The organism is Carnobacterium inhibens subsp. inhibens DSM 13024 (assembly GCF_000746825.1).
GTDB classification, from domain to species: Bacteria; Bacillota; Bacilli; order Lactobacillales; family Carnobacteriaceae; genus Carnobacterium_B; species Carnobacterium_B inhibens.
The window spans coordinates 1-16,387 of record NZ_JQIV01000006.1 but is presented as its reverse complement, the minus strand read 5'-3'; the positions used below and the strand labels follow the sequence as shown (position 1 = coordinate 16,387).

22 protein-coding genes and 1 pseudogene are annotated in these 16,387 nt (G+C 33.0%); 6 read left to right on the top strand and 17 right to left on the bottom strand.

Annotation, left to right across the window (positions count from 1 at the left end; all coding sequences use genetic code 11):
• Nucleotides 1-43: 43 nt before the first annotated feature.
• The 3 genes from ptsP to BR65_RS01245 form a co-directional block, all read right to left on the bottom strand.
• Nucleotides 44-1,765 (bottom strand): phosphoenolpyruvate--protein phosphotransferase, encoded by a 1,722-nt coding sequence (gene ptsP / locus BR65_RS01255; RefSeq protein WP_023177357.1) that lies wholly within the window; start codon nt 1,763-1,765, stop codon nt 44-46.
• On the bottom strand, nt 1,765-2,031 hold the full coding sequence (locus BR65_RS01250; protein ID WP_023177356.1) for a phosphocarrier protein HPr: 267 nt from the start codon (nt 2,029-2,031) through the stop codon (nt 1,765-1,767). Before BR65_RS01250 ends, ptsP begins: the two co-directional genes overlap by 1 nt.
• Nucleotides 2,032-2,202: 171 nt before the next feature.
• Nucleotides 2,203-2,388, bottom strand: a complete 186-nt coding sequence (locus BR65_RS01245; protein WP_023177354.1) for a hypothetical protein — start codon at nt 2,386-2,388, stop codon at nt 2,203-2,205.
• A gap of 202 nt (nt 2,389-2,590) precedes the next feature.
• Between BR65_RS01245 and BR65_RS01240 the strand changes: the two genes are divergently transcribed.
• The gene (locus BR65_RS01240) at nt 2,591-4,834 is read left to right on the top strand and encodes an ATP-dependent Clp protease ATP-binding subunit (RefSeq protein ID WP_034536395.1); all 2,244 of its coding nucleotides are present in this window, start codon (nt 2,591-2,593) and stop codon (nt 4,832-4,834) included.
• 72 nt (nt 4,835-4,906) lie between these two features.
• Here BR65_RS01240 and BR65_RS01235 read toward each other — a convergent pair whose 3' ends face one another.
• Nucleotides 4,907-6,262, bottom strand: a complete 1,356-nt coding sequence (locus tag BR65_RS01235) for a TrkH family potassium uptake protein (RefSeq protein WP_034538563.1) — start codon at nt 6,260-6,262, stop codon at nt 4,907-4,909.
• A gap of 162 nt (nt 6,263-6,424) precedes the next feature.
• On the opposite strand from BR65_RS01235, the gene BR65_RS01230 reads away from it, so the two are divergent.
• The 5 genes from BR65_RS01230 to BR65_RS01215 all read left to right on the top strand — a co-directional run bounded on the left by BR65_RS01230 (nt 6,425) and on the right by BR65_RS01215 (nt 9,576).
• The gene (locus tag BR65_RS01230) at nt 6,425-6,706 is read left to right on the top strand and encodes a DUF1827 family protein (protein WP_034536393.1); all 282 of its coding nucleotides are present in this window, start codon (nt 6,425-6,427) and stop codon (nt 6,704-6,706) included.
• Between the two features lie 853 nt (nt 6,707-7,559).
• Nucleotides 7,560-7,907: a hypothetical protein gene (locus BR65_RS01225; protein WP_034536392.1), complete on the top strand. Its 348-nt coding sequence runs from the start codon at nt 7,560-7,562 to the stop codon at nt 7,905-7,907.
• A gap of 185 nt (nt 7,908-8,092) precedes the next feature.
• Nucleotides 8,093-8,260 carry a hypothetical protein gene (locus BR65_RS13935; RefSeq protein WP_169741889.1) on the top strand — a complete coding sequence of 56 codons (168 nt, stop codon included), beginning with the start codon at nt 8,093-8,095 and terminating at the stop codon, nt 8,258-8,260.
• Between the two features lie 359 nt (nt 8,261-8,619).
• Nucleotides 8,620-8,841, top strand: a complete 222-nt coding sequence (locus BR65_RS01220; RefSeq protein WP_051932609.1) for a glycine zipper domain-containing protein — start codon at nt 8,620-8,622, stop codon at nt 8,839-8,841.
• 96 nt (nt 8,842-8,937) lie between these two features.
• Nucleotides 8,938-9,576: a hypothetical protein gene (locus tag BR65_RS01215; RefSeq protein ID WP_034536391.1), complete on the top strand. Its 639-nt coding sequence runs from the start codon at nt 8,938-8,940 to the stop codon at nt 9,574-9,576.
• Nucleotides 9,577-9,733: 157 nt separating this feature from the next.
• Here BR65_RS01215 and BR65_RS01210 read toward each other — a convergent pair whose 3' ends face one another.
• From BR65_RS01210 to BR65_RS13930, 13 genes and pseudogenes are all read right to left on the bottom strand, one after another.
• The gene (locus BR65_RS01210; protein WP_051932607.1) at nt 9,734-10,726 is read right to left on the bottom strand and encodes an N-acetylmuramoyl-L-alanine amidase; all 993 of its coding nucleotides are present in this window, start codon (nt 10,724-10,726) and stop codon (nt 9,734-9,736) included.
• The gene (locus tag BR65_RS13775) at nt 10,723-10,860 is read right to left on the bottom strand and encodes a hypothetical protein (RefSeq protein WP_156098835.1); all 138 of its coding nucleotides are present in this window, start codon (nt 10,858-10,860) and stop codon (nt 10,723-10,725) included. Before BR65_RS13775 ends, BR65_RS01210 begins: the two co-directional genes overlap by 4 nt.
• Nucleotides 10,860-11,144: a phage holin gene (locus tag BR65_RS01205; protein WP_034536389.1), complete on the bottom strand. Its 285-nt coding sequence runs from the start codon at nt 11,142-11,144 to the stop codon at nt 10,860-10,862. Before BR65_RS01205 ends, BR65_RS13775 begins: the two co-directional genes overlap by 1 nt.
• The gene (locus BR65_RS01200; protein WP_156098834.1) at nt 11,145-11,393 is read right to left on the bottom strand and encodes a hypothetical protein; all 249 of its coding nucleotides are present in this window, start codon (nt 11,391-11,393) and stop codon (nt 11,145-11,147) included. It lies immediately after the preceding gene.
• On the bottom strand, nt 11,336-11,575 hold the full coding sequence (locus BR65_RS01195; RefSeq protein ID WP_034536387.1) for a hypothetical protein: 240 nt from the start codon (nt 11,573-11,575) through the stop codon (nt 11,336-11,338). The genes BR65_RS01200 and BR65_RS01195 overlap by 58 nt, the downstream gene beginning before the upstream one ends.
• A complete protein-coding gene (locus BR65_RS01190; protein ID WP_034536386.1) occupies nt 11,565-11,879 on the bottom strand; it encodes a hypothetical protein in 315 nt (104 codons plus the stop codon). Before BR65_RS01190 ends, BR65_RS01195 begins: the two co-directional genes overlap by 11 nt.
• 141 nt (nt 11,880-12,020) lie before the next feature.
• Complete coding sequence (locus BR65_RS01185; protein ID WP_034536384.1) at nt 12,021-12,218, bottom strand: hypothetical protein; 198 nt, start codon at nt 12,216-12,218, stop codon at nt 12,021-12,023.
• Complete coding sequence (locus tag BR65_RS13435; protein WP_051932605.1) at nt 12,187-12,429, bottom strand: hypothetical protein; 243 nt, start codon at nt 12,427-12,429, stop codon at nt 12,187-12,189. Before BR65_RS13435 ends, BR65_RS01185 begins: the two co-directional genes overlap by 32 nt.
• A 35-nt stretch (nt 12,430-12,464) precedes the next feature.
• The gene (locus tag BR65_RS13430) at nt 12,465-12,698 is read right to left on the bottom strand and encodes a hypothetical protein (protein ID WP_051932603.1); all 234 of its coding nucleotides are present in this window, start codon (nt 12,696-12,698) and stop codon (nt 12,465-12,467) included.
• Nucleotides 12,699-14,300, bottom strand: coding sequence for a tail fiber domain-containing protein (locus tag BR65_RS01175; RefSeq protein WP_156098833.1), 1,602 nt, complete (start codon nt 14,298-14,300; stop codon nt 12,699-12,701).
• A gap of 248 nt (nt 14,301-14,548) precedes the next feature.
• Complete coding sequence (locus tag BR65_RS01170) at nt 14,549-14,785, bottom strand: hypothetical protein (RefSeq protein WP_156098832.1); 237 nt, start codon at nt 14,783-14,785, stop codon at nt 14,549-14,551.
• A 199-nt stretch (nt 14,786-14,984) separates the two neighbouring features.
• The gene (locus tag BR65_RS01165; protein ID WP_034536381.1) at nt 14,985-15,443 is read right to left on the bottom strand and encodes a hypothetical protein; all 459 of its coding nucleotides are present in this window, start codon (nt 15,441-15,443) and stop codon (nt 14,985-14,987) included.
• A gap of 172 nt (nt 15,444-15,615) precedes the next feature.
• A pseudogene (locus BR65_RS13930) lies at nt 15,616-16,387 on the bottom strand (hypothetical protein); the annotation flags it as partial.

Below are 16,387 nucleotides of genomic sequence, written 5' to 3'. Positions count from 1 at the left end.
GTAAAAAAACACAAGAATCCTAAGATCCTTGTGTTTATCCTACTTATTTAGTGTACGTTTGAACAAGTTCTACAACTTCATCAGCAGTATCACATTCATTGATTGCTTTATCAGCTAATTCAGCCATTTGTTTTGTATCTAAACGTTTCATTAAACTACGAGTTTTAAGAATACTTGAAGCACTCATTGAAAACTCGTCTAGTCCTAATCCTACTAGAAGAGGTACAGCCGTTTGATCTCCCGCCATTTCTCCACACATACCTGTCCATTTTCCTTCTTTGTGAGAAGCATCAATAACATTTTTAATTAAACGTAAGATTGATGGATTATATGGTTGGTAAAGATAAGAAACACGTTCATTCATACGGTCAGCAGCCATAGTATATTGAATCAAGTCATTGGTACCGATACTGAAGAAGTCAACTTCTTTAGCAAATTTATCTGCAATAACAGCAGCAGCAGGAATTTCGATCATGATACCAACTTCGATATTTTCTGAAACTTCCACGCCTTCACTTACTAATTTTGCTTTTTCTTCTAAAAGCATTCCTTTAGCTTGACGGAATTCTTGTAAAGTTGCAATCATTGGGAACATAATACGTAATTGTCCAAAAACAGACGCACGTAATAATGCACGTAATTGTGTTCTAAACATATCCGGTTGTGCTAAACAAATACGAATTGCACGGTAACCCAAGAATGGATTCATTTCATGTGGCAATGTTAGGTAAGGTAATTCTTTGTCTCCGCCAATATCCATTGTACGAACAACAACAGCTTTACCTTCCATACCTTCTAAAACTTCTTTATAGGCTTTGAACTGATCTTCCTCAGAAGGGAAATCAGGTGAATCCATATAAAGGAATTCTGTACGGTATAGTCCAACAGCTTCTCCACCGTTGTTTTTTACTCCTACTAAATCTTTAGGAGTACCAATATTTGCAGCTAGTTCAATATGTTTACCATCTGCAGTTATAGTTTGTTCATCTTTTAATTTGTCCCACTCAGCTTTTTGACCAGCAAAAGCTTTCGCTTTTGTTTCGTAAGTTGTAACATCTGATGTTTCAGGATGAACGATTACATCGCCTTCTAAACCATCGATGATAATAAGATCTCCTTCTTTAACTAAAGAAGTAATATCTTTCGTTCCTACAATTGCAGGAATTTCTAACGAACGAGCCATAATAGCTGAATGTGAAGTACGTCCACCAATGTCGGTAACAAAAGCTTTTACAAATTCACGATTTAATTGAGCAGTATCACTTGGTGTTAAGTCATGTGCAACCACAATCACTTCTTCGTCGATCATTGAAGGATTAGGAAGTTTGACACCTAATAAGTGACTCAACACTCTTTTAGTAACATCTTTGATGTCAGCTGCACGTTCTCGCATGTAAGGGTTATCTTCCATAGCTTCAAACATACCGATAAACATATCTGTTACTTCTTTTAAAGCGCTCTCTGCATTGACTTTGTTGTCTTTGATAGAGCTCTCAATGCTCCCGATTAATTCTGGATCAGATAGAACCATTAAATGAGCATCAAATACTTGAGCTTCTTCTTCTCCTAAAGATTCTGCTGCTTTAGAACGGATGATTTCAAGGTCTTTTGTTGCTTCTTTTAATGCTGAATTTAAGCGCTCAATTTCTGAATCAGAGTTCTCAACTGAAATTTTGTTGAAAGTTAAATCGGGTTCAGTTAGTAAGTATGCTTTTGCTACCGCAATGCCATCACTTGCTGCGATCCCTTTTAATTTTTCAACCATTATTCAGCTAAGCCTTCTTTCTTCATTGTTTCTTCGATTCCTGCAAGAGCTTCAGATTCATCAGAACCGTCAGCAGAGATAACTACGTCAGCACCTTGGCCAACACCTAAAGACATAACGCCCATGATTGATTTTAAGTTTACAGATTTACCTTTGTATTCTAAGTTGATATCTGAGCTATATTTACTTGCTGTTTGTACTAATAATGTTGCTGGACGTGCATGGATACCTGTTTCAGCTACTACGTGAAATTCGCGTTTTTCCATAATAAAAAATCCCCTTTTATATAAATATTATTTTTGAGGACTACATCCAGTTTTAACTGTTAATTACATTCTTTTCAGTAAAACAAGTGATACAGCCCTTACAACTTATAACAATAACATTTTTCAATTATTTAAACAACTATTTTTTCCTAATTTTAATGTTCTATTTTTTTACTTTGACCTATACCTGTAAATGATTTTTCCATTATGCAATGCTTCTCCTACAATAGATTCTTTTTCTTCATGGCTGAACCAAATCTCACGAAAAGTCATAAAATCATTTTTTTCAATCATTAAAGTGTCTACTTCACCTTGGATCAATTGATTTAAATTTTCTCGCAGCTCTTCCTTTGTCATTCTATCCGACTTCCTTTTCTCTCAATTACATTTTTCTTATGCCTCATTAGTTTAGTGCAAAAAACAAAAAATTTGTAGTGTTAATTACTTGAATGTCAAAAAAGGTCAGTGTATAATAATAATCAGAAAGGTCAGTAATGGTCAATTGATCATTCGCCTTATTCTATCTACTAAACCTACTATAATGAAAGGTTGTGCTGAGATGCTATGTCAAAATTGTAATCAACGTGAAGCAACAATCCATTTGTACACTAATATGAATGGCCAAAAAGGTCAATTAGATGTCTGTCAAAATTGTTATCAACTTATTAAAGATGCTCAAAATCGTGGAGAAATCAGAAATAGCCGGACACCACAAGATCCATTTGGTTTTGGTAATTTAGATCAATTCTTCCGTTCTATGCAAAATGCTCAAAATAATAACTTCCAACAAAATAACAGCGCTGTTCCACCAACTCAAAGTGGATCAGGTGGACAACCACCTATAAATAAAAAACCAGGACTTTTAGGCGAATACGGAACGAATTTAACAGAACTTGCACGTACTGGTACTATAGACCCTGTTATCGGACGCGATAAGGAAATTGAACGAGTAATCGAAATTTTAAATCGCCGTACTAAAAACAATCCTGTCTTAACAGGTGAACCTGGTGTTGGTAAAACGGCTGTTGTAGAAGGTTTGGCACAAAAAATCGTAGACGGAGATGTACCGCAAAAACTAATAGGTAAAGAAGTTATTCGATTAGATGTAGCTTCTTTAGTTCAAGGAACAGGTATTCGCGGGCAGTTCGAAGAACGAATGCAACAGTTAATGGATGAACTAAAGAAAAATCCACAAATCATCTTATTTATCGATGAAGTTCACGAAATCGTTGGAGCTGGAAGCGCAGAAGGAAGCATGGATGCAGGTAATATGCTTAAGCCAGCACTCGCTCGTGGTGAATTACAAATGGTTGGAGCAACAACTTTAAAAGAATACCGTACAATTGAAAAAGATGCTGCTCTTGAACGTCGGATGCAACCGGTTCGAGTCAGCGAGCCTTCTGTAGAAGAAACAGTTACTATTCTACAAGGTCTTCAAAAGAAATATGAAGATTATCATCATGTTCATTATACTGATGAAGCTATCAAAAGTGCTGTAACCCTATCAAATCGTTACATTCAAGACCGATTCTTACCTGACAAAGCGATTGATTTATTAGATGAATCTGGTTCGAAAAAGAATTTAACAATACAATTTGTTGATCCTAAACAAATTGAAGATAAAATTGCAGAAGCTGCACATCAAAAACAATTAGCTTTGCAACAAGAGGATTATGAAAAAGCTGCTTTTTATCGTGATCAAGCTAAAAAATTCTCTACTATGAGGGATCAACAAAATCCTGATTCTGATGAACCTACCGTAACAGAACAAGATATGATTGAAATCATTGAGCGAAAAACCAACATACCGGTTGGAGAATTAAAAGAAAAAGAACAAGAACAATTGCGTAATTTAGGAAACGATTTGAGACAACACGTTATTGGACAAGATGAAGCTATTGATAAAGTATCTAAAGCCATCCGTAGAAGTCGAATTGGATTTAATAATAAAAGCCGTCCAATTGGCTCGTTCTTATTTGTCGGTCCTACTGGTGTCGGTAAAACAGAGTTAGCTAAACAATTAGCCTTAGAGTTATTTGGAAGCAAAGATGCTTATATTCGTTTTGATATGAGTGAATATATGGAAAAACACAGTGTATCTAAATTGATTGGTTCCCCTCCTGGATACGTCGGTTATGACGAAGCAGGCCAATTAACTGAAAAAGTTCGTCATAATCCTTACAGCCTTATCTTATTAGACGAAATTGAAAAAGCTCACCCAGATGTATTGCATATGTTTTTACAAATTCTTGATGATGGAAGATTAACAGATGCTCAAGGTCGTACAGTCAGCTTTAAAGATACAATCATTATTATGACTAGTAATGCCGGTACTGGTAATGTGGAAGCAAGCGTAGGATTTGGAGCAGCTGCTTCTGGTACTCAAAAATCTGTATTAAATCATCTGACTGACTATTTCAAACCAGAATTTATTAACCGATTTGATGGAATCGTTGAATTCAACTCTCTTACAAAAGAAAATTTATTGTATATTGTAGATCTTTTGATAAAAGATGTAAATGATATGCTTGAACATCAAGGAATCACTATTGAAGTAACTCAATCTGCTAAAGAAAAATTAGCAGAATTAGGATATGATCCAAAATTAGGTGCTCGTCCTTTGCGTAGGGTTATTCAAGAACAGATTGAAGATCGCGTTGCTGATTTTTATCTTGATTACCCTTCTGTAAAAGAATTAGTAGCTAAAACGGATGAAGAAGGAAATCTATCGGTAGAAGGAAAATCATCAGAAACAGAAACGGATTCTTCTTTAGTAATAGAAGAATCTGAACCTAACGACTAATCTTTTACAATTAAAAACAAAAAGAGCTCTCAACCAGTGAAATCATGATTGAGAGCTCTTTTTGTATTCTCTTTAGCCTATGATGATTTTTTCGGTTGGATAATGGTAATTTTTATCTTCTTTATGTTTAGGAACTAATAACATCAGCATATATAACATACCTATTCTACCTATAAACATTAATACAATGATAATCAATTTTCCTACTACGGTAAGAGTAGGTGTCACGCCTAAAGATAATCCAGTTGTTCCAAAAGCAGATGTCACTTCTACGATCAGTGTAATCAAATCATGCGATTCACTGACACTTAAAACCATCACACTAAAAATACAGAGAACCATAGATAAAATAAATACGGTGATTGATTTCTGCACATCATCTCGATCGATCCGTCTTTTAAATAAAGCAACTTGGTCATGTCCTCGGATAAAAGAAATTAAGTAGACGACTACAATGGCTAATGTCGTCGTTCGTATTCCTCCACCTACAGAACTTGGACTTGCTCCAATAAACATTAATATAGAAAATAATAATAAACTTCCTTCACTAAAATTACTCAAAGAAGTAGTCATTAGTCCAGCGTTTCTAGTTGTTACAGAATAGAAAAAAGAATAAAAAACACTGTCGGTAAAAGGCATTCCTTTAAAAAATTGTTTAAATTCTAAAAGCCATATACAAATTGCTCCACCAATTAGTAAAATTAAAAATGAGAAAACGGTAATTTTAGTGAATAATGAAAAACGAAAAGGCAAAGCCTTTTTTTCTTTCTTGTATTGCAGAAAATCTTTAATTTCCAATAATACTGGAAAACCAATACCTCCAACAACAATCAACAACATAATAATAATTTGAACAAAATAATCATCATGAAAAGGGATCAATGCTTGTCCAGTTAAATCCACTCCGACATTTGCAACTGCTGAGAAGCTTGTGAAAAAACCTTGAAATAAGACTTCTTTTAAAGACCAGTTTGAAAATAAAAAAAAGTAGCTGCTTAAAATTACACCCCCAACAAATTCAAAGCCTAATATAATTAATATCGTATTGCGAATCAATCGCACAGTTCCGCTAAGTCTAGGTTGGTTCATATCCGTCATGATTAATTGACGTTGCTTTAAAGAAACTTTTTTCTTTCGAAGAAGCATGAATGAAGTAGATATCATCATGACTCCTAAACTTCCTAACATAAATAAAATTTGCAATAAAATAATTCCTGCAAAATTATAGGTTTCTCCTAAGTTTATGGTAGCTAGTCCAGTAACACTGACTGTACTGACGGCAGTAAAAATCAAATCTATAAACGAAATAGAAACATCAGGATTTCTAAAGATAGGCAAAGCTAATAACAGACAAGCCACTACAACAACAATAAAATAATACAATACAATTAATTGAATCGTAGAGAATTGATTAGAAAAACGACCCATAAATTTATAATAGTTCAAAAAAAATTTACCTCCTTATGATAATCAAGATTTTTTCATACTATGCTACATTTTTACTTATTAATAAGTAGAAATGTTTTGAATTGTGCTCCTTTTAATTATATAATATCTATAACCTAACCGGTATAAAAGAGGTGAAAGATTATGAAACTAATAGACGTTACAAATAATCATTCGGAACTTGTGATGGAACAATTGGAGAATACTGATGCACATTTTGTGAAAGTTTTTTCTTTAGGGCCTACTACAGTTATTTACTCAGGAGCTCCAACACATAAAGATGTACTTTTACTAAATAAAGTCCGCAATATTAAAAATGCGGAAATCAATTTTGCTCTAGAAAATGTACTTGAAACGACTCTTGACAATGTTGAAATTCTACATGCTCCACATATTGTTGAGTTATCTATTCCTGTTGAAGATTAATCATTTTTGTCTCATTAAAGCAGTAGTATTACTTTAATGGTAACCACCTTTTATTTCAAGCAATCTTTTAAAATGGTCATTTTTCACTATCAAAAAAACCAACTCTTCTATGATTATATGGAAGAGTTGGTTTTTTTTATAATAGTGACGTTAATTCAACATTTGGATATTTATCCGCGGACTATATAATAGTAGAAACAATATATATTTACAATAAATATATCTGTTAAACCTACGTTAAAAAGAGATATAAATATTTTGAACACATTTGAGATGAATCTATTATAATTAGTTTTCAGGTCATAAATAGGTCATAACCATTATGACCTGAAATTAAATTTCTAAACCTTAGCGAGTAGGATGATAAAATAATCATAACATAAATAAATCAATTGAGATAATTTGCATATATTATAGATACCCAACCTTCACTACTCATCCGGTGAGGGTATTTTAATATAAAGAAATAACCCCTAACCTTTGCGGAGACAAAGTTAGGGGTTACCGGTAACCTCCGTGAAAAGAATACCGTATACTTTTTTGAGCTCATACAAGCAAATGAGCTCTATTTTAAAATACTGTGACTAAAATTCTAATTACTCTCATAAATTGGCTCCGGAGATGGAGAGCAATGAAATTGAGTAATAGGAATTTTTTAAGTACAATGTTTTAATAATTTTATTATAAACTACATTTATTACATTATGAAAGCGATATCCATTGCTTTTTTTTGTAACTTGTAACTTTTTAGTCACAATATTCTTATTTCTAAATGTATTATTTTAATATCTATGTTATTTTTTTCGTTTAATCGTTATACTAACAGCATATTGAGCGCAAGGAGCGTGCACCTGTGTTAGTTAACTTAGATAATGAATTTTATGAAAGAATATCAGCTTTATCAGAAGCCTTGGAGATTACTCCAGGAGAATACTTAGAAAGACAACATGATAGTAACGCTAATTTAAAAGGGGTTCTCCTTACAGAAAAGGATGAATTCGTAAAATTTGTTAAAGACTATAAACACATTTTAGATGAATTATTTTTCTTATCAGACGATTCTTTACAATGTTTGAGTACAGTTGATGATTCTCCAGAAATGAAAAGAGTTTTTTCTCGTTTAAATACCCTCGTTGGTGAAGATGTTGGTTTTATTACTAAACTTTACATGGTATACAAAGAAAAATCACTAATTAATTGATGTATTATTAATAATCATAAGCAATTGATCATTCAAGTATATAAAATTTATAGTCAGCCAACCCTTCTTCGCCAATCGTGGGGTTATAAAGGAATAAGATTGCCCCATAAGAAAGTTATAATTCAAAATTAAAGTATTCTTTTTGAATATGATTGTTTACAATTGTGAAAAGAGGAGTTGGTTATATGCCAAGCGAATATTGTGAATGTAAAAATTCAACAAACGTTTTTACTAAGATTAATGATAAAGGAACATTTGACATATGTGATGATTGTAATAAAGAAATTGAAGGTTCTTTTAAGTACTTTAATCAGCATGATGGAAAAAAACACGATTTTTATGATGAATACTAAAACAATAACCCTACCTCAATTAGGAGGTAGGGTTTTGTTTATATATAAATAAAAAAAGGAACAAGCAGTTTCCGCTACTCGTTCCAATTAAGTATAAAAGTCTAAGTACAAATAAATTTTATCATTTTTTTTGATTTATCACAATATATTACGTTTCTTTATACTCAAAATTTTATATAAAAAAAAGCCACTTCAATTAAGAAGTGGCTTCTAAAATAATAATTGTTGGATAAACATAATTTAACATATTTTAAAAATTCACACAAGTGAAAACGGTTCATTTTATATAGTTTAAATTCAAATAATAGACTATTTATCCTACTATGCTAAAATTAAATCATAAGGAGGAGGTGTTCTTTATGGGAGAATTGAATAATAAAGAAAATAACCAGAAAAATGTTGAGGAGAAGACAGATGAAACGTCTTATCTTGCTTTAGGTATATCTTTAGGTCTTTCATTTGGTGCTGCTTTAGGACTGGTATTTGATAATCTAGCTATTGGAATTGCTATAGGTATGGCTCTTGGTGTTGCAGTTGGTGCAGGTGTGGATAGTCAAAAATCAAAAAACAAATCAAAATAAACAAAAAAGCCACCTCAATTAAGAAGTGGCTTTTACTATTTACTTAGTTATTTTTTGTCTAATATTATATACTCAAACGAGAAAGGAGTTGTTGATATGGATAAAGATGAGAAATTGAGTTGGAAAGAACGCAAAGACATTATTATAGAAGCGGGTATAGTAAGCATTCCTACTGTTGGAGGTGCTTTGCAAACTTTATATTTTGGAGCAAAAAACGAAAAAAGATTTAAGCGAGTGGAAAGATTTTACGAAGAATTGTACATAGAGATTGAGAGTATTAAAGAAAAATTACCTATTATTCATGAAACTGAGAATGCTGATGAAGCTATTAGTATTTTAGAGTCAATAAATGATGAAGTTGAAAAAGCCTCATCTCAGTCTAAAATTTATAATTATAAAAAAGCTTTTAAAAATGTACTGCTTAGATTTAATAACGATTCTTTTGATGAAGAAAAATACTATATACAGTTATTACCAGCTTTAACTGACTTAGAATTAAATATTTTGTTCAGTTCTAATAAAAATGAGTATAAGAAAGTGAGCAAAGGTGATTTCTATAATCATGACAAGAGCAATTCAAATCTTGTAATGGGAAATATAAATAGATTATCAGACTTAGGGCTTCTACACATAGTATTCGGAACTCTATTATCAGGTGGACAAGGTGCTTATATTGATCAGAGTTTTGCTGTAAGTGACTTAGGTTCAAAATTTATCAGTTTTATTTTTGAATAATTCATAAACAAAAGCAATAATTATAATGATTAGCCATATCCACCAGTATTTTACTAGTAATTCACCTTGAGTTAAATGTATAAAATCATTTAAACACACCATTTTAAACCTCCTAAAAATACCCCTACCTCAATTAAGAGATAGGGGTTTATTGTGTTTATTTTTTAATAGCATCCCAGTCGTATATAATACCTCTGAAAGTACCATTATCAATATACAATGTGTTGCCCTTGATACGTTCACGAACTGAATACTCTGCTTTTTTCATTGCATCTGTTAATTTAGAACCACCGAACCAATGGGTAGCTTGTGGACGTAATGTAATAATATCATCTTTCATAATATTATTATTGCGAACATTTTCGATGTCGCTTTCTAATACATTACCGCCCCAATCAGCACCTACTGGTTTAATATAAATCGTTCCATCTGCGTTTAGCCAATCAACTACATAAATTGATTTGAATGAACCTAAATCAAAACTGGAACTACGTAGCCACGTTTTTGCAGATGGTGATAACCTCACCTTATCTCCTCTTTTGAATTTTGTTGAACGTCCTTCTTTATCTGGATTTGATGCTAAACTTTTAACTACCACTGTTTTTCCTCCTTTTAATTCTAAATAACGAGCTTTCACTCTAGCAACATAAGTGTTCCAATACCCTTCTTCAATCATTCGTTGAGGGCAATTCTTTTTACTATGATCATAGTGTCTCCAAATATTCTTGCCAGCTTCAGGAGTTCCCCACTTCGGATGATCAATAAACAACCGAGCAATTAGTTCAATTCCATTTGACAAGGATTTTTGATACAAAGCATTATACTTAGGATCATTTTTAGTAGTTGCTTTACCATTCCAGTTATAACAATGTTCAACGCCAATTGTTTTTGCATTACCTGTTCCGCGACTTCCATCACTTGAATGATAGCCATTACGAGTTAAAGGCAAACCTTGCACTGCTCTTGTATCATCAACAGCAAAGTGATATGAAGTAGATGTATCGTTTCCGATCATATAAGAGATTTCTGACATAGCTGTAGCTTTATTACCAGTTTCATGAACCGTAACCCCGATTGGGTCCATTGCGTTAGGACATTTCAGATAGTATTTGCTAGCAGGCAACAACATTTTAGTAATCAATAAAGTCATTCTTCATCTACTCCTTTCCCATCTTTACCCTCATACGTTTCTTTTGGTGAAAAGTCATTTTCTTTCAAGTTTCTTTCGTAAAGTTCTTGATCAAACTTAACTTCATTGATTACTACTTTGTTTTCTTCGCTCACTATTTATCATCCTCTCTAGGTTCTGTATAGTTTAAAGCTTGCTTACTATCTGATAAACCTTTTGTCGTTGGATCAATTACAGCATTATAAACAGCTACCGCAATAGTAATAAGAACGTATGGGTTGCTTACTGCAGCTAGAATTAAATCAAATAAAATAGCCCAAGAAGTGATATCCTGCGCTGTGATTCCTGCATAAGCTAATATTGGTCCAAATACTGATACGATTAGCTGAATAATGAATTGTGGATTTTTGAATCGGACTTTCCAGTTAATAGTTTTCATTTAAATTCCTTCTTTCATTTTTTCTATTTTTTTCATTGCATCATTAAATTTCATTTGCATAGCCATAAAACTTTCTTTCCATTTTTTAGCTTCATCACGTGCAGCATTTCGTTCAAGCCTAAGACGGACATTATCTTTGTTGCTATTAGACAAATCTTTTTCTAAACCTTCGACTTTAGAAGATACTTTAGCTAGCTCTTTATAAACTTTTCTAAATTCTTCATCCTTGTCATCCATTCTTTCTTGCAAAGTTTTGATTTCAAATTCCTTATCTTTTTTATCTTTTTTATTTCGTCTACCCAATATTTATCAAGTCCGTCTTCTCTATCGCGATTCGCCTTTCTACTTTCAAAATATTTACTAACAATAACCGCAATAATACTACTTAACGTTCCTCCACCAAGTAAAGCAACCCAATCACTACCTTCCAATAGTTCTCCCCTCCTCAACATAAGCACCTACAAGATTGAGGATGACATAAGCAGAAAAATAAAGACCAACTGCCGGTATGCCGTTAATAAGTTGGATTAAATATCCGGCAAAAATCAAACTCCAAATGAATAATAGTACGATTAAAAATATTTGTTTAGTTTTCCAATTAAAGTAAATTGCACTCATTTTAAGTGCTCCAGCTATAATTAAGCATGCTGGTAAAAAAACATTTCCGAATACATCTGCCAATTCACTCATAAACTTATAACTCACTTGATTATTTATTAGATTTGGATTATCCAATAGATATCCACCATATCCAATCGAAAACAAAGTAGTTGTAAACGCTAAATAACGATAGAAAAAATATTAGTCAATCTTTCTTTTATTCTGCTTATCATTATTCACCTTCCTTTTCTCAAATTAAAAAGAGCAACCCGAAGGCTACTCTTCAATTTTTTCAACTAATTTCCCTTTAATTTTACTGACTTTATCACCAGTCGATTCCCATTCTTCAGCTGAAAACTCGACTGTTCCACTAATATAAATATTTCCACCAACATTTCCAAAATCAACTGTTACTGCTTCCACTTCACCGTTTTCACCATATCTATAATTTGCTGTTTTTAATCTGATTTCCATTATTTTTCCTCCTTAGTTTTGCTTTTTTATTTTTTTTATTTGTTTTTGCTTCTTCTTCGCTTGATTCATAAGCATCTAACAGCTCATCATAAGATAGTGCATCTTCACCACAAAGTTCAACTTCGGAATTTTCTAAAGCCTCAAACATTGCTTCGAATTTACTAGTATGTTCTGAAAAACTGATTTCAAATTCTTCATTATTTAATTCCAATAAGCGATCACCAAATTCCTTTTTACCTTCTTTAGTTATATCCTTTTTAAAGTATATTTATTTTCTTTAATTAAGAGTTCTCCTGTTTCATCAGTTTCAAAATAATCTTTTCGAATAACAAAAATACCCTCATTAAAATCATTTTGCTTTTCCTCAAGTCGCTTTATGAACTTAATTGCTCCGCGGCTTGCTGCTCCTTTAAATTTAGTTTTCTTTAGAAACTCCCCTGTTCTAATAATTGCATCATTCTTCATTTTGATTGTTTTCATTTATGCCACTTTCCCTTCAAGGTCTTTTATTTTTTTTTCTAACTCTTTGATTCTTTTTTCGTGATCTGTTAGTTGTAACTCGTTCACTACAGTTAGGTTAATACAATCATTCAGCTCTTTTTCTACTTTACTTAATCGAACTGAATCTAAATCAACGATATTGCTTAATTCTTGGATTGCTTGCGTATTAAGCATATTTTGTTTGCTGCTGTCTAACACTAAATATCCATCAGGTCCTACACTACTTAGATACTCAGTTTCCTGAGCAATCAAACCAGTCTGCAATCCTTGTGGCTTATCTTTATTTATCCATAAGAAATCTACAAACCGATAACTTTTAATTAGATCTAAGGCTCTTAAATCTGTATCTCTGATTGCTGTTTTTAAACGGCTATCAGATTGATTAGTGATAGAGTTCCCATTCATATTGAGATTTTTGAAAAAGGTAATATCATTGACACCAAAAGCTGCTCTTTCATAGACAGTTTTACCATCGTCTGATAAGTGGCCAATTCTTGTACCCCACTTACCACCCATCCACAGCCAATTATCTGTTGAGTTAAAAACTCTTGACCCTGACTTTGAATCTAAATCATTAACTAGAGAAATCATATTTACGTTATTTAAATCATTTAACCTCATATTAATAGGGGCATAAGCATCAATAAATGGGTTTATTCCATTTCCTCCACCAACTGCAAATCTAACTGAATGTTGGCCATTCACTACAGCGCCTAATTCAACACCGTTATAACTTGAAATAGCAATACGTGCATTACCTGCAATGTATTCAACTTTAGCTGGTACTCCTCCACCAGAAGGATAAAACGTAAATCCTGTAGAAGTATAAGACGTTGCTTTCCCTTCATATTCAACACTTAAGCCTTGAGAGGTTAACTCCCAACCCCAAAACTTTGTTCCGTTACTTTTATAATTTGTTGACGACAAAGCAACTGGTGATATGAGGGTATTCCCATATTGCCCTGTGGTAGGTATTCTATAATCAACTGTATAGTTTCCGGAAATAGTAGTGGTACCAGTCATGGTAGCTCCCTCAGCAGTTATTGAGAATGGGTTAGTGATTTTAGAACCGGTAATATTGATTGACGTTAATATACCTGAAGTGATTTTTGAAGCATCCAAGTTAATAATAGTTACATTGGCAGCATTTAGTATTCCTGTTTTAATTTTGTCTGCTGAAATATCAATAGCCTTTATATTGGTTATAAAGGCTGAATTAGATGTCAGGATATTAACATTAGCTGCTGTAGCAAATAACTTAGTTATCGTAGCTACATCAGCTTTAAGCATGGTTGCATCTACAACATTAGCGATTAGTACTTGAGATCGAATAGTCGCAATGTTTGCAGTAATAGCAGTCAATGTTTTGGCGTTTAAATTATCTACAAAAGCCGTCTTAGTAAACAAATAATTAACTACTGCAGTAGTTGCGGTTAGTTTATCCATCATGGCATTATCGACTTTTAAATGAACGGAAGTAATCACATCTGCTGTTAAGAATTTAGTTCTTAAGGTAGCGATGTCAGCATAGACAGATTCTAAAGATTTGGCTTTAATATCATTTGCAAAAGTAGTACCCATGATGTAAGTGTCTGCGTCAAGCAATAACTGTCCGTTTTTAATGAGCGTTCTTCCAGCTTCTACAGTGATTTGCCCAATTACATCACCTTTAACTACCCTTAAATCAATCTGCTCTCCTAAGTTGCTGATTTGACCCGTATGTCCATTAGCTAATGTTGTTGTTTGATTCCATTGATTAGCTAATTGGGTAACTTGTGTTTTATCAGCTTTGTCACCAACAGTCGTTTGAATACCGTTTACTTTTATATCTAAAGTTGTGATTGTTCAAGCGTAGCTTGATCTTCAGGCGCTGGTGTCCAATCTGCAGAAGCTTTGTTTCCTTTGACTATTTTAATCCACTCAACATTTAAGGCAAATGAATCATTTGGAAATTGAAATAAATAAACTTCGTTTAATACAGTTGTACTCCCCAGGTTTGCAGTGGTTACGACACCGGTTCCGATATACACACCTTTAACCGCATCATACTGAATTCTTTTAAACACAAAAGTTCCGCCATTATAGTAAACCCCAATGTCTTTTCCGGTTTTGAAATCGGCTTTAATAACTACGGTATACTCTGAACAACCGACCAATTTTCTGATAATGTGTAATTGGCGAAGTTGTAGCTTGTTCCCGGTTTTACTGTTTTATTAGATGCAAGTACTAGATTTCTGTCACAACATTTAAATTACTTCAACTTCATTACTCACTTGTGTTAATGCTAAACTCATGTATTTGACGTGGCTGATAAAGTAGCCTCATTAACGTATTTTTTGTGGATAAAAGATTATCTACTTGTATAGTTGTCAATCGTGCATTGATTGCTTGTGCTTGAATACCTAATTCAGCCGTATGGTTATCTACAGTACCTTTTATTGTGTTAACTAGACTAGCATCGGCTTTCACTTTCAACCCTTCAGCATTCGCCTTAATATCCAGTGTATGCTTATCTACCGTTTGATTAAGGATATTAACGACTTCTTTATCCGCTTTTAAACCAACAGTTCTTGTTAAAGCATCATAATTAGTCGTTAACGTTCCTGTAATAGTCTCTATAGCTGTTGCCTTATTTAAAGCTTTAGTTGCTTCTGTTAATGAATTTTGGGCTGTACTAAAGGCATCATTTGCCCTGGTTGTTACTGCAGTTAAATCCAGCTTCATAAACCTACATCTGCTATTGATTTATCTGCTTTTATTATTGCATCATTCGCTTTATTCGAAATAGAAAGAACATCTAGTTTGACGGTTTCTAAATAGTTATTTAGTTCCGTCGTTTTAGTATTCGTATAACTTTTAGCATCAGCAATAGCAGCAGTCCTTGCATCATTAATATCTATATTGATTTATTTACTTCAAGGTTAAAATCTTCATCCCACTTTACAGATAAAAATTCAGCATAATCATTGGCTTCTTGAATGGCGTTTTTGATATCTTGCTCTGTTTTAATACGATCTAATGCTACCTGTCCAATTATAGCTTCTAATTCTGCTCTCAATTCTTCTTGAGTAGCATCTGATAACTCAAGAACCCATTGTAGTGCACTATTGACTTTCCTTAGAATCCACATCTCCGTTTTATCGCCATTTTTTCTAAACCATAAATCACCTTCAGTACTGTTCTGATTTATAACCGGTTCAATTTCTCCTGTATGGATTTGGTTCTTTCCATTTGCGGATAAATAAACTAATTCAATTTGATCATTAAGATCTTTTAAATCCGTTTGAATTTTATCTAATTTATTGACCGTAGACGTAAAACTTTTTTCGTAATTCCCTAAAGTAAGATCAATGTATTCTTTTAATAAAGGATTCCAATTGTACTCCATTTGAGCGGTGATGTTTACACCATCTTCTACGTGCTTAACGGCTACTACATCACCTGGTAAAATTTGTTTTAAAGGAATAAAGTTTTTATATTCTTCAGTTTCTTTTAAGTTTACAAAATCAATTTTGTATACACCGTTTGGGACATCTACTTTATTTTGACTGTATTCTAATTTAGCTAAACGTCTTAATTCAGCGTAAGCCAATGCAGCTGTAGGGAACTCACCTTCTTCTGTCCCTACCTTTACATCAGAATACTCATACTCTTGTATTCGCGGTTCA

Coding starts and splice junctions, on each gene's coding strand:
- BR65_RS13935 (WP_169741889.1), top strand. CDS start 8,093: ATGCCAAGCGAATATTGTGAATGTAAAAATTCAACAAACGTTTTTACT.
- BR65_RS01215 (WP_034536391.1), top strand. CDS start 8,938: ATGGATAAAGATGAGAAATTGAGTTGGAAAGAACGCAAAGACATTATT.
- BR65_RS01210 (WP_051932607.1), bottom strand. CDS start 10,726: ATGACTTTATTGATTACTAAAATGTTGTTGCCTGCTAGCAAATACTAT.
- BR65_RS01205 (WP_034536389.1), bottom strand. CDS start 11,144: ATGAAAACTATTAACTGGAAAGTCCGATTCAAAAATCCACAATTCATT.
- BR65_RS01185 (WP_034536384.1), bottom strand. CDS start 12,218: ATGGAAATCAGATTAAAAACAGCAAATTATAGATATGGTGAAAACGGT.
- BR65_RS13430 (WP_051932603.1), bottom strand. CDS start 12,698: ATGAAAACAATCAAAATGAAGAATGATGCAATTATTAGAACAGGGGAG.
- BR65_RS01230 (WP_034536393.1), top strand. CDS start 6,425: ATGAAACTAATAGACGTTACAAATAATCATTCGGAACTTGTGATGGAA.
- BR65_RS01175 (WP_156098833.1), bottom strand. CDS start 14,300: ATGGGTACTACTTTTGCAAATGATATTAAAGCCAAATCTTTAGAATCT.
- BR65_RS01245 (WP_023177354.1), bottom strand. CDS start 2,388: ATGACAAAGGAAGAGCTGCGAGAAAATTTAAATCAATTGATCCAAGGT.
- BR65_RS01220 (WP_051932609.1), top strand. CDS start 8,620: ATGGGAGAATTGAATAATAAAGAAAATAACCAGAAAAATGTTGAGGAG.
- BR65_RS01165 (WP_034536381.1), bottom strand. CDS start 15,443: ATGAAGCTGGATTTAACTGCAGTAACAACCAGGGCAAATGATGCCTTT.
- ptsP (WP_023177357.1), bottom strand. CDS start 1,765: ATGGTTGAAAAATTAAAAGGGATCGCAGCAAGTGATGGCATTGCGGTA.
- BR65_RS01235 (WP_034538563.1), bottom strand. CDS start 6,262: ATGGGTCGTTTTTCTAATCAATTCTCTACGATTCAATTAATTGTATTG.
- BR65_RS01250 (WP_023177356.1), bottom strand. CDS start 2,031: ATGGAAAAACGCGAATTTCACGTAGTAGCTGAAACAGGTATCCATGCA.
- BR65_RS01240 (WP_034536395.1), top strand. CDS start 2,591: ATGCTATGTCAAAATTGTAATCAACGTGAAGCAACAATCCATTTGTAC.